The sequence below is a fragment of the Rivularia sp. UHCC 0363 genome (assembly GCF_034931125.1).
Taxonomy (GTDB): Bacteria; Cyanobacteriota; Cyanobacteriia; order Cyanobacteriales; family Nostocaceae; genus Rivularia.
On sequence record NZ_JAYGHM010000017.1, the window covers coordinates 74,889 to 89,136 of the forward strand.

At 38.0% G+C, this 14,248-nt stretch carries 6 protein-coding genes; 1 reads left to right on the plus strand and 5 read right to left on the minus strand.

The window, feature by feature from the left end; genetic code table 11:
- Positions 1-108: 108 nt before the first annotated feature.
- The 3 genes from VB797_RS12100 to VB797_RS12110 all read right to left on the minus strand — a co-directional run bounded on the left by VB797_RS12100 (position 109) and on the right by VB797_RS12110 (position 3,464).
- Positions 109-615 (minus strand): DUF4112 domain-containing protein, encoded by a 507-nt coding sequence (locus VB797_RS12100; RefSeq protein WP_323237934.1) that lies wholly within the window; start codon positions 613-615, stop codon positions 109-111.
- A 94-nt stretch (positions 616-709) separates the two neighbouring features.
- On the minus strand, positions 710-1,603 hold the full coding sequence (locus VB797_RS12105; protein WP_323237935.1) for a YihY/virulence factor BrkB family protein: 894 nt from the start codon (positions 1,601-1,603) through the stop codon (positions 710-712).
- A 115-nt stretch (positions 1,604-1,718) separates the two neighbouring features.
- The gene (locus VB797_RS12110) at positions 1,719-3,464 is read right to left on the minus strand and encodes a DUF389 domain-containing protein (protein WP_323237936.1); all 1,746 of its coding nucleotides are present in this window, start codon (positions 3,462-3,464) and stop codon (positions 1,719-1,721) included.
- A 521-nt stretch (positions 3,465-3,985) separates the two neighbouring features.
- Here VB797_RS12110 and VB797_RS12115 point away from each other — a divergent pair.
- Positions 3,986-4,429 (plus strand): hypothetical protein, encoded by a 444-nt coding sequence (locus tag VB797_RS12115; protein WP_323237937.1) that lies wholly within the window; start codon positions 3,986-3,988, stop codon positions 4,427-4,429.
- A gap of 141 nt (positions 4,430-4,570) precedes the next feature.
- On the opposite strand, the gene VB797_RS12120 is transcribed toward VB797_RS12115, so the two are convergent.
- Positions 4,571-12,286, minus strand: a complete 7,716-nt coding sequence (locus tag VB797_RS12120) for a PAS domain S-box protein (protein WP_323237938.1) — start codon at positions 12,284-12,286, stop codon at positions 4,571-4,573.
- A 70-nt stretch (positions 12,287-12,356) separates the two neighbouring features.
- Positions 12,357-13,838, minus strand: a complete 1,482-nt coding sequence (locus VB797_RS12125) for a hybrid sensor histidine kinase/response regulator (RefSeq protein WP_323237939.1) — start codon at positions 13,836-13,838, stop codon at positions 12,357-12,359.
- Positions 13,839-14,248: the final 410 nt, after the last annotated feature.

Consider the following 14,248-nt stretch of genomic DNA (forward strand, 5'->3'; position numbering starts at 1 on the left):
CCTTTAACCTTTGACCTTTAACCTTTGACCTTTAACCTTTGACCTTTGACCTTTAACCTTTAACCTTTAACCTTTAACCTTTAACCTTTAACCTTTAACCTGCTATCACTAACTTCCTGTAAAAAGTCCCCAAATAAAACGTGTAATAACCACGGAAAATGTAACTAAACCAATAGCAAGCAATAATAATACGCCTAAAAGTACAAATACAAACCAAGTATCAGCCCTTTTCTTTTGGCTGGGAAACTTCAAATGTTCTTCTAATAAATTAATGTTGTGGACATTAGCTTTCCAGGCAAAATCAAAGAAGTCTCCGATTACAGGTACTACACCGATTAAGGCATCAAGAATAATATTTACAGTCATTCTGCCCAAAGTTGCTTTAGACGCACCTAAGCGTGCGGATTCTAAAATAATATAAGCCGAAAGCAGAACACCTAAAAAATCACCACCAGCGGGTATCAATCCGAGTATTGGATCTAAACCTACACCAATTCCAGTTCCGGGAATAGTAATAGCTTTATCCAATATGCGGCTCAGAGTACGCAAACGCTTTAAAGTTGGTGCTTTAACATCGGGATCGAGAGAATAAAACTGAGAAGGTGGCAAAGACATAGGAAGAATGGCTTTTATAGGATGAAATCGTTGATTCTATTCCTGTTATAGTTGAATATTATGCTATATAACATTTGATATGTAGCTTGAAATACTATTTGATTTTTCGAGATGAATTGGAGTGCATATCTTCTCCAACAGTAACATTTAATTGATTGCCTATTAATATTACAGCGGCGGTCATGTAAAGCCATAGCATGAGTATAATAAAAGTCCCGATCGCTCCATATGCTTTGTTGTAATTGCCAAAGTTCGCTACATAAATCCTGAATAAATTTGAGACAAATGCCCAGCAAATAGCTGCGACTATTGCCCCCGGCATCACTGGGGTTCCTGGTTTCCAACGGCTCGGACCATAACGATAAATAAAACCGAAAGCAGAAGCTACAATTATTAATGCTAAAGGGTAACGCATCAAATTCCACAAGTGAGATAAAAAATTTAAATAACCAGCAGAATTATCAACTATAAATTTTAAAACTTCTCCACTGATAAATACTAAAATACAGGCTATTAGTAAAAGGATGATAGTACCAATTGTTAATCCTAAAGATACTAGTTTCGCTTTCCAAAACGGACGTATTTTATCTGGAGATACTTGTTGTATTTGATCTAAAGCTGTCATTGCAGTACTAATTGCACCAGAAGAAGTCCACAGTGCAGCAACAAAACTCACGGAGAATAAACCGCCATTTTTTGAGTTAGCAATCTCATTTCTAGCAAACGTCGAAATTAAATTTAAAGCGTCTTCAGGTGCAACTCTGCTAAGTAGGTGGGCTAATTCATTAAAGATACTTTGCAAACCTTTTTCTAACAAGCCAATAGCCGTTAAAATGGCGATAATTGCCGGAAACAGAGATAACATGGCGTTGAAGGCAATTTCGGAAGCTAATCCTAAAAGTCGCCTTTTGCCTATGTTGTTTACAATTTTTCTCAGCGTTTTGAAAGTCAAATGACGAAAAAATCTTACAAAACGAGGTTTGAGCATGGCAGGATATCAATAATCAACGATCAATTATCAATTAATACCGACCAATTATCAATTGTAATTAATGCATTTTGGATTAATTCTATAGATAAATCAATCCAGTAAATAAATAATTTTAAGTTAATTTAAGTATGGCTTTGGGTCGAGGTTCTTCTCCGATTTGTTGGGTTATGCGTTTTTTATCGATTTTCCATTTCAATTCTAGATACTCTTGAATAACTTTTGCCCGTTTTTTATTAGTTTCTATCGGTTCGTCTTGTTTTTGATTGCCAATTATTTCTAGATTTAAATTAGGCTGTTGCTCCAAGGTAGAAGCAATACTGTCTAGAACTTTGAAGCTTTGGGGTGTAATTACTGCTGATTTTTCATCAAAAGTAATATTTCCTTGAGTTGCAGCAATCCTCTTCATGCTGACTTTAGTCGATGGGTAATTCAACCTTTGTCTAATTTCCTCGGCAAGTAAAACTTGAGCATCCCGGTCAATTTCGCGATCGCTTAAATATACGATCCGGATAGCCATCGGTTGTACTGGGCTGGTAACTAACTGATAATCAAGCATTTTTGCGGGTGGTGGCAACTTTAAGTTAGTTAAAGCTGACTTGACCTCTTGCAGAAAATCTGATTGCAATTGAGCGATAGTAACGATTGGCTCCGGCGTTTTTTCTTCTGGTGCTGCTTGTGATAGTTCGTTAGAAGCTGTAGGAATTTCAATTAATTTTAAAGATAATAATTCTTCGGGTTTATCTAAACGTTTAGCTAATAGTTTTACGTATTGACTTTGTTCTTGCGGCGTATATAACTTACTAGTAAAAACTTGAAGTTGAATGATTAATAATTGATTGCGATCGCTAGTCAAAACTTGGCTAATGAAAGAGCGCGGTTCACCGTTAGGTAAGTTAGCAAAGTTATCCAGCCAAACATCTCTGACTGCTGAATTAATATTATTTTCCTCTCGTTTAAGGGCAATTTCTTGTTTAAGTTGACTAAATGATTGACCCAGAGGAATTAAAATAGTTGAAATAGTCACTAAAATTAATAAAAATCTACCGGGTAAACTACCAATTTGTTTAAGATATTTTGAACTAGGAAATAATTCTAAAATATTCCGTACCCAGCGACTTTCTCTATATTCTCTTCGCCATTCTCTAATTGTTTGTTTAGTCCTAACACTATCAATATGTAAAGCCAGAAAAACAATCATTGCGGTAAAAGTAATTGCTACCAAATTGGTGAAAAACAGCAATCCACCACCTCTAGCAACCCGCAATCCATTGATCATATTGACGCTGAGGGCAATACCAATTCCGTACCCCACAACACACAAAGGTGGCATCAAGGCAACCGCGATCGCAACACCAGGAATAGAAGTTACTACACCTTTGGGTCTTTTACAAATTGCCACCGAACCCACAGCACCGGAAAATAATGCTACTACTAAATCTAAAATATTCGGTCTAGTACGCGCTAAAATTTCCGCAGTCATTTCCTTGAAAGGTAAAACAGAAACCAGCAGCACCGCAAATGAAATAGCAAGGATACACGAAAGTCCAAGTTTAATAATTGCCCGTATAGCTAAAATTACATCACCCGCAGCTAGAGCTAAACCATTACCTAAAATACTGCCCATCAAAGGAGAAATTAACATTGCTCCAATAATTACCGCAGGACTATTTAGTACTAGTCCAAGAGTCGCAATCCCAGCCGAAAAAAGTACCTCAATCCAATAGCTAATATCTTTGAGGCTTACAGAATTACATATTCCCAGATAAACCTCTTCCTTACGAACTGCATCAATTTCCAAATTATCGGACAGCCAATCTCGTAACATACCAAATTGATCTTCTTTATTTTGCTGACTCATGATAAGAGATTATGGGGGGGATGGGGAGATGGGGAGATGGGGAGATGGGGAGTTAGGACCACCGGAGTTAGGAGTTAGGAGTTAGGAGTTAGGAGTTATGAGTTAGGAGTTAGGAGTTATGAGTTAGGAGTTAGGAGTTAGGAGTTAGGAGTTAGAAGTTATGAGTTAGGAGTTATGAGTTAGGACTACCGGAGTTAGGAGTTAGGGTTATAAATTCGATATTAATTAACTTTTCCCTATTCCCTATTGGGTGCATCCCAGTTTTTATTTTTTAATAAGATAATAATTGTCATTGCGTGTGCGTAAGCGCAGATTCATGAAGTGTTCCCTCTTAGGGAAGGAGGAACGACGTTAGCTTCGCTACACTACGTGAACGCGGAGCGTGTCCGCTTCGGACTTATGCTTCGCTCTGCTCGCAATGACGTTCAAAAAAGTGGGATGCTCCCTTCCCTATTCCCTATTGAGTGATTCATATTAAGTGCCAATTTGTCGTAAAAATACATATATCATTTTATAAATCTATGAATGAAGATTTAACCCAACAATGGTTGACGGAGATTCAAGCCTATAAACGGCAGATAGCACAACTTCAAGCCGAACGAATCGCAACTTGGGAAAGTGTTGAAAAGTGGCGTAAACTTTATAACACCGAATCTGAGCAACGTCGTACAGATGCTCAACTTTTTCAACAAACGATTGCGTCTATGAAAGCAGAAATTCAAAAACTCAAAGGTATCGAGGATGGCACTCTTCCAGATAGTGAGACTGTAACAGCTATTAACCAGGAAGTAGCCCAACTTTCCTCTGTAGAAGATTTGAAAACTAAATTAACCTTAGCTATGAAAGAACGCGATCGCCTTTTACAAGCTCTGAAAACTGAACAAGATAACCATTCTCAAACCCGTAAAAGTTTAACTACCGCTTTAGGTGATGCGATCGATGGTTTTAAGCGACAGAAAACTTAAGGTTAAAGGTCAAAGGTTAAAGGTTAAAGGTTAAAGGTTAAAGGTTAAAGGTTAAAGGTTAAAGGTCAAAGGCTAGGAATTTTTTACCAATTCCCAATTACCAATTACCAATTACCAATTCCCAATTCCCAATTCCTAAAATTAATCAATGGCTTCGAGGATTTTGTCAAATTGGAAGTTGTCGGCGAAATATTTGAAGACGGTTATTAATTCGGTGTTTTCAGAGGGAATTTGTTCTAGTAGCTCGAATATTAAGTTGTCGCTGCATTGGGCTGCGGCTTGACGTATTTGTGCTACTAATTCAGGGGATATTTGCGGCAATAAGTTACGTAGATCGGTAGATGTGAAAATGTCTGTTGATGTGGTTTTTGGCTGTTGTGGATTAGAACTATATTCTTGATACAGATAGTTTACTCCGAGGTATTTATTTAATTTTTCTAAAAGTATTTCTTTCGGGAATGGCTTGTTAATTAAATCATCGCAACCGGCTTCAAAAATTACTTGTCGTTGTTCTTTAAAAGCGTTTGCGGTTAAGGCAATAATTATGGTTTTGTTGGCAATCAAACTATTAGATATTGTTTCTTGTCTGGCTTTAATAATTTTTGTGGCTTGATATCCGTCCATTATTGGCATTCGCATATCCATTAATATCAAGTGTGGTTTCCATTCTTCCCACAAGGTTATTGCTTGTAAACCGTTAGCGGCTTCGTTGACGCTAAACCCAAGCTGGGAAAGCATTTTTATAATTAGTAAACGGCTTTCTGGACGGTCATCAACGACTAAAATACGATACTGTGTTTGAGATGCAGCCAAACCAATTACTTGAGAACTGGTTTTATTAATTTCGGCTGCTTGTGGGGAAGCAAGATTTACTCGAATACCAAAAGTGAATGTTGAACCAACTCCGGGAGTACTTTCAACTGTAATATCTCCTCCCATCAACTGCACGTATTTACGGCTAATTGCTAAACCTAAGCCGGTTCCTTGCTGTGATTGTCTTCCAGCAGAGGTTTGTCTAAAAGCTTCAAATAAAAGTTCGGTTTCTTCAGAAGAAATACCGATTCCGGTGTCCGTGACTTTAAAGATCAGACGAGTTTTGGGAGCGGAGGAAGCAATTTCTAACTTATCTCCCCATCTCTCCATCTCCCCATCTATTCTCACGCTTAACTTAATGCTACCTTTTGTGGTAAATTTAATCGCGTTTCCGATCAAATTAATCAGAACTTGCCGCAGTTTAATAGCATCGCTTTGGATGTAACGGGGAATGTCTGCTGCGGTTTGGAATATCAACTGTAAGTTTTTAGCAGAAGCGCGGGAACGTAACATTTCTCGCAGATTATCTAGAAGGGTGTGTAAGTCAAAATTAGTAATAGTTAATGATGTTTTACCTGCTTCGATTTTGGACATTTCGAGAATGTCGTTGATTAAGTTAAGTAAATGCTCTCCCGAACGGTTAACGATCGCTAAGGAGTTTTGATGTTCTTCTGGAATAGTTTTGTCTTGAGCGATCAATTGACTAAAGCCTAAAATCGCGTTGAGAGGGGTTCGCAATTCGTGACTCATGTTGGCTAAAAACTCGCTTTTGGCTCGGTTAGCTGCGTCTGCGGCAATAACGGCTTGCTGTAGGGCTTGTGATTGGCTTTTAGTCTGCGAAAGTAACTGTGCTTGTTGCAGTGCTACTCCCAACTGATTACCTATTTGTACCGCTATGCCAATTTCTCCGGTTTTCCACTGACGAGGTGCAGAGTTTTGGTAGCTTGCGAGTAATCCCCAAAGTTGGTTTCCGCAGAATATAGGAACTGTTATATAAGCTTTGGCTTGAATTTGCTCTAATAAGTTAATGTAACATTCGCTAAATCCAGCTTGATAAATATTGGAAACACACAGAAAGTTTGCTTCTTGGGTATAGCTACTTCTTGAGGTATCTTGCAGACGATCGCGTACTTGGTCTAAATTTTGGTTTAAACTGCGGATTATAGCTTCGTCCTCTAGAATTACCTGAGTAAAATTTGTGCTGTATTCTTCTTCGGACATTACGGACATCCAGTCATTTGCAACAGACTCGGCGACAAAATTACCGCAATCATCGGCATTAAATTGGTAGACTAAAACGCGATCGCAATTTAAACAAGAACGCAATTCTTCAGTTGTAGCAACGAAAATTTGTTCTATATCTAGAGTTTGCCGCATTCTTTGCAATGTTTGAGCGATCGCTTTTTCTCTTTCAGCACTATCTAATAATGCTTGTTGCGCGAGCTTTATATCTGTAATATCGGTAACGGTGGCGATATAGCCTTTGAATTCGCCATTTTCGTCGATTTCGGGCAATGCTTTACATATTACCCACACAACTCGACCATCTGGACGTATGAAACGATGGTCGCTACTAAAGGATGTTTTAGTTGTGACTGCTTCTTGCCATGCTTTTACAACTCGTTTGCGGTCATGGGGATGTAATCCTTTTGCCCAACCATCTTCTAGTGATTCTTCGCGAGCAAGTCCAGTAATTTCGTTCCAATGTTGATTGAAATATACACATAACCCATTTGCATCAGTATTGATAATGGCTACGGGTGAGGCTTCTGCTAAAGTTTGATACCGTTGCTGACTAAGCTGTAGTTCTAACTCCGTTTGCTTGCCTTCGTTGATATCTATCCAGTAGCCCACATATTCTAAAGGGTAGCCGTTTTGACTGCAAATCAACCGTATTTGCTCGCGAAACCAATGATAGGTACCATCACCATGCAAAAACCGATATTCTATTGTTGCGTATTCTTGACTAAAAGCTTGATATAGCTGCTCTCGGAGTTTTGGTACATCTTCTGGATGTACGTGACGTAACCAAAAACCGGAATCTGATAAAAATTGTTGTGCTTGATAACCGGCGATTTCGCCAACGTTTTTACTGATAAATGTATTATCAAAGTTGCCTGAAGGTAAACGACTGAAAATTACTGCGGGGGAGGAGGTCAGTAAATATTGTAAACGTTCGGTTGCCAAACGCATTTGGTTCTCAGCATATTTACGAGCGCTAATATCTTCAACTACGCCGATAACGTATTTTATCTTTCCAGAAGGTTCGCGGATTACCGATGCGGTTAAATTTGTCCAAATTACTTCACCATTTTCTTTAACAAAGGCTTTCTCCATTGAAAATATATCGATTTGATTTTGCGCTAATTGGTCGCAATAATCAAGATATTCGGCAATAGAATCGGAGTGAGTAATTTCAAGGCATTTGAGTTGCAGAAGTTGCGATTTGGAATAACCGACAATTTGGCAAAACTGCTGATTAACGTTGATAAAATTGCTATCCGGGGAGACTTGAGCAATTCCCACCGCAGCATTTTCAAAGATAGCGCGAAATGCTTCTTCTCTTTCGCGTAAAGCTGCTTGGGCGCGTTTGAGAGCAGTAATTTCTATTAGTACGGCTCCCACTCCTGTGGGGATATTATCTTCACCTGCAATGGGAAAGCAAGAAAATATAAAGTCACGTATCTCTGAAGGTTGGGTAACGGAAACACCGCTGATTTCAATATTCAGAATTGATTGATTAGTTGCTAAAACTTGGTGGTAAAGTTGTTCTACTCTAAGAGCTATATTTGGGAGAATTTCTCGAACGGTTTTACCCAGATGTTGTTCTACCGATATACCGTTAATTTCAGCGAGTAATTCGTTAATTTGAATAAATCTTAATTGTCTATCTACAATACTTAATCCTACCGGAGCGCTGCTAAAAAAGGCATTTAAACGAGCTTCTCGCAAAGCGACTTCCCTTTCTAATATTTTACGCTGAGTGATATCTCGTCCTTCTGCTATAAGCAATACGACTCGATTATTTTCATCTAATATTGGTTTGACAGAAGAATCAATTGTGGATATAACACCATGAATATTGATAATATCAACTTCATCGCGGATACATTCACCGTTTGCGGCTCGTTCAATCATTGCTTGCAGATTATCTCGATCGCAACAAATTCTTTCTCCTAAAGATTCCCAAAAAGGTAAATCTACAGCTTCGCTTTCCTCTATACCAAAGAAATCAGCAGCAGTTTGATTGAGCGAGATAATTTTGCCATTTGGTTGTAGTAATGCAGTCAGTCCAAAACTAGAGTTAAAAATCGCTTTAAAACGTCTTTCACTTTCTAGTAAAACAACTTCTGCGTGCTTGCGTTCGGTGATATCTTTGTGAGTACCTGTCATCCGTAAAGGTATCCCCGCAGAATTGCGCTCGAAGATTTGTCCGCGAGAATGAATCCACTTCCACTGTTGGTTTTTACAGCGCATCCGAAATTCTACTTCGTAAATCGGACGTTTTCCTTGTAAATATGCTTTTAACTCTTGCTGGATAAAATCCCAATCTTCAGGATGCACTAGTCGTCGTAAATTTAAAGCATCTCCACCAATTTCTGCATCTTCATAACCTAGCATTTTCTTCCAGCATGAGTCGCGGTAAACTTGAGCAGAACGAATATTCCAATCCCACAATCCTAAATCGCTGGCTTTTAAAGCTAATTGCAATCTTTCTTCACTTTGTCTGTGGGCTGTTTGCGCTTGTTTACGCTTGATTAATCCCCCCAACTGTGCTGCTACAGCGCTGACCAATTCCAATAAACGTTGATCGCGACTGTTGGTACTGCATTTGGAAATTAGCAAAACAGCTAACACTTCACCTCCATTCAAAATCGGTAACGCAAAACAGCTTTTTAAACCTACTTTCAAAGCTACTTCTTTACGTATATATCTGGTCTGCGAAATTTGCGAAATATCTTCTATCCAATAGGTTTCCTTGGTTTCCCAAACGCTTCCCGGTAATCCCATCCCTTTACTAAACGTTATAGTTTCGCTGTAATGGCAAACTTCATCTAAACTATTTTGATTACTGTACCAACCCCGACAATATTCCAATACCCTACCATCGCTACTCGGAATCCACGCTTCTCCAAAATCCCAGTTAATATGGCTACAAATCAACCGCAGAACAAAACTAAAAGCACTATTAATATTAATTGCCTTGCTGATAGCTTGAGTTGCTTGTAATAACAAACGAGTTTCCAGCAGCGCTTGTTTGCGTTCGGTGATATCGCGAGCTGTAGCCAAAACGTATTGTTGTGCGTCAATTTCAATTAACTCCGCGCTCAACAGCGTTGTTCTAAATTCTCCCCCAGCAGCGCGAAAATCTACCTCTTGGTTGTGAATTGCACCTTGATAAACTAAAAGTTCGAGCAAACCGTCATATTGCTCTAAATCATGCCAAAATTGTGAATTTTTTAGCTGACATCCAATTACCTGTTCTCGGGTATAGCCAAAAAACCTACAAAAACTATCGTTAACTTCAATACAAATATTTTCAGGGAATCTACTTAAACAAATTGGATCGGGACTAGAACGGAAAGCCGCAGCCAACTTCTGCTCGCTCAAACGTCTTGCTGCTTCGGCAGCTTGTCGCGCTTGCGCTTCCAATGTTAAGGAAATTAAGTTGCCTAAAGAACGTCCAAAGTTAAGATCTTCCTGCGTCCAAGAGTGAACTTTTTCTACAGTTTCCAAACATAATATACCAATGGTGACACCTGCCAAACGCACGGGAACGCAAAATAAAGAAGTAATATTTAAAGGTTCGAGGTAATCTCTCAACTCTTGGGTTCTGATATCCAACAAAGGATTGTTCGTAGCAATGATTTCATCGGCATTCAAAATTTGCAAATAGATCGGATAATCTGCGACCTTGAAACAACAACCTTCAACATGGCAATTGCGATTCCAATCAAACAAATTGACGCAGCGAATTATTTGATTATTTTCCTCATAAAGCCAAACGCTGGCTCGCTCTACTTCTACATTGATTGCAGCGGATTGAGTTATGCTTTTTAACGCTGCCGTCAAGTCTCCATTGTAAATCGCCGGATTTCTAGTTAATTGCGTTAATACAAGGTTATAGGTGCGTAACTTCATAGCACTGGTTAACAATGTTTGGCGGACTTTTTTTGCTACCGTAATATCATGTAAAGTAAAGATGACTTTAGTTACATGACCTCGCTCGTCGTACAGAGGCATAGAACCGTAAAGCAGATCGACACAATTACCGCGTTTACTTAAATAAATTGTTTCCCTTTCAAAAATTGGTTCACCATTTAGAACCCGCTCAAAAGCCGACGATTCCCTTATCATCTGTGAAGTTGGCAGAAAATCGGTGAAAGGACGATTAATTAATTCGTCAGGTTCGTAATCTAAAACCTTCTTAACCGCAGAATTAACAAAAGTAATATATCCATTTGGATCGATTGACCAAATAATATCTTGAGATGTCTCAACGAACAAACGATATTTACTTTCACTTTTCTTTAAAGCTGCTTCTGCTTCCAGACGATGATTAACTTCTTCTTCAAGCCTTTGACGTGCCAGACTTTCTTGTTCCAATCGCTGAGCTTGAGCTAAAGCAATGCCTAACTGTGCGGCAATAGATTCCAAAAATTCAACTTCAGCAGCCGTCCACTGACGCTTGGTGTTAGATTGATGCAGACAAATTATACCATTTGCTTCCCCTTTGTAAGAAGTTCTGATCGCCAGCATTGACTTAATACCGAGTTTGCGGCATCCAGCAAGAGCATCTTTTAACAGCGGTTGGTGTTCCACATCATTAGTAACAACAGCCTTATCTTGGGATAACACTAAATTGAAATAGGGATTATCTGCTGAGAGAATTTTTTTGTCAATAATTGAAGTGTAGCCGGGAGCAAGATATTCTGCTTGAGCAGTAATTTGCGGAACTGGTGAAGATGTGTATCTAAAAATCACTCCTCGACTTACATTCAAAGCTAAACCTATCTGCTGCATTGCAGTCTTAATGATTAAATCCGCATCCAATTCTGCACGAATTCTAGCAGTAATTTCACGCAATAATTTGCTACGTTGAAGTTCTTGCTGTAACTTAACCTCAGCTTGCAAACGCTCCTGCGCTAAAGATATTGCCGATGCAGCAGCTTGTAGTAATGCGATTTCCTCGGCTTCCCAAATGGCTTCTGAACGATTTTCAAAACGAATAAACCCGAAAAAATTGCCCTTAACCGCGATCGGTACGAGTAAAATCGCTTGAATATCCTGTTGTTCTAACGTTAAACGTTCTTCCGACGGTAACTCTGCAACCAAGCTACAGATCGCATTTCCTTTCTTTAGTAAATTCTGCCAACGGGGGAAAATTTGTTCGCAATTATTTGAACGGCGATCGCTCTTAACACAAGATCTAGCTGGTTTTACGGAATTTTCAACGATACATACACTATTGGCTCTAGCAGCGATTTTTAAACTACGGATAATTTGAGTATAACAATCATTACTACCGTCAAAACTAAGTAAAATATTTTGAATCTCTACCAAAGCAGTCAAATAAAGTTCGCGAGACTTTTGCAATTTATGGCGATCGCTCAACTCGGAAGCAACATCTTGTAATTTATTATTTTGTTCTTTTAACTGTTTTTGTAATGTTTGAATAGTGAGTTGATTTTTGACCCGCGCTAACACTTCCTCAGCCTGTAGCGGTTTAGTAATATAATCAAAAGCACCTAAATTAAAAGCTTTTACTTTCTCCGAAACTTCATCGATGACGCTAAGAAAAATTATCGGAATATCGCGAGTAATTTGATTTGCTTTAAGATGCTTGCATACAGCATAGCCATCCATCTCCGGCATCACAACATCAAGTAAAATTAAATCGGGAGGAGAAGCTGTTGCTGCGTTTATTGCTAGCTGTCCGGAAATTGCTCTTTGAACCTTATAACCTCGGTCAATTAAAATATTTGATAACAAATGTAAATTTTCTGGTCTATCATCAGCTATAAGAATTTTTATATTATTCATAAACCAATTATCAATATAATTAATTATTTTCCTACTTCCTATTCCTTACTCCCTAGTTACTTCCTATTCCCTATTCTCTTCTTACATCAACTACCATAATTTTTTGCATAAACTCAATAATAATATCAAGACGAAAATCTTTGAGCAATTCTGTTAAATATTGAGATAACGATGCTTTATGAGAGGGTATTTCTTCGACCAGTTTTTGCAACAAATCTTCATTAACTTCGTTTGCTGCTTGATTTAAATCTGATAACCAAGTTTGAGGCATTGTCATCAATTCTTCAAGCAATATATCAGACTTATAATTACCGACCAAACTACTTGTCCGGTCAACTCGATCATTTTTTATAACATCAATTTTAATATCGAACGTGAAAACAGATCCTTCACCCAAAGTACTTTTTACCGTAATTTCTCCTCCCATCGTTTGCACGAATTTACGGGTAATTGCTAAACCTAAACCCGTCCCCTGTAAAGATTTTTTCCCTACTTGTGCTTGGCTAAATGCGTCAAATAACTTTTCTAACTCATGCTCGGAAATACCGCAACCGTTATCTTCTATCTGGAAGAGGAGATGGGGAGATTCTGTTTCCACCAAACTTACTTGTAAGGTAATATTTCCTTGGGGAGGAGATTCATTTTCTTGATGTTCTCGCATTGCGATCGCAATCATTGCATTACCAATCAGATTGCTCAAGCAACTGCGTAATTTTTTTGCGTCGGTTTGAATATATTGAGGAAGTTCGGGAGCAACTATAAAATTAAGATTGATATTTTTTTGCTTAACTGTGATTTGAAACATTTCTGCGATATTATCGAGTAAGCCATACAAATCAAAGCTTGTTTTATCTAAAGAGATAACTCCTGCTTCAATTTTAGAAAGTTCTAAAATATCATTAATTAATTCAAGTAAGTTTACAGCACTGCGATTTATAATTTGAATATTTTCTTGCTGCTCAGCATTTAATAAATCATTGCTCATTAATTGTGAAAAGCCAATAATCGCATTTAAAGGTGTTCGCAATTCATGACTCATATTAGCTAGAAAATTACTTTTCGCGATCGATGCTGCAACTGCTTTTTCTTCAACTTTACGTCTTTGGGCAATTTCATCTTCAAGCTGCTGATTTTGCTGTTTTATTTGCCGATAAAGTCTTTGAATTGTTAATTGATATTGAACTCTGGCTAACACTTCTTCAACTTGAAATGGTTTAGTTATATAATCCGCGCAGCCTAAATTAAACGCTTTAATTTTTTGTGAAACATCGTGCAAGCTACTTAAAAAAATTATGGGGATATCACAAGTTTTTTTCGATTCTTTAAATATTTGACAAACTTCATAACTATCTATACCTGGCATTTTTATATCTAGCAAAATTAAATCTGGTCGAGCTAATTGTGCAACCGTTAAAGCCATTGAAGCAGAAATTACTGCCTGCACGGTATATCCGTTTTGAGCTAAAGTTGCGGATAAGTTCTGAAGATTCTCTAAAGTATCATCAATGATTAAAATATTTTCTCCACTTGCTTTACGTAAATCCCTTTCCATTGCTGACGTGTAAAAACTAAAATTGAATATAGCTTTCTACGCTACCAGTCGCGATCGCTATGCGACAGTGACACATATCACTGCTTTATCATATTCATCTGATTTCTAAATCATTTTAGCTCTCGTGATAAGATTATACTTAGTAATGTATTTTACTAATTTTTACTTTCAAGCTGTCAGCAAGGCAGAGCCTTGCATTAAGGATTCCCAGCCAGAGTCTGGGAACCAGTTAACTAGTTATTTTCGTTATAAGGTTCTACCTTGTAATGCATTTTACAAGATGCATCTAGTTACAAGAATTTCTAGCCAGATGGGAACCAGGTAAAATCTAAAATTACTTGAATTATGAATAACATTTTATGAAGTAGACTTTGCGGATGCGCTCTCCTACTAAAAACCGTCATTATTAA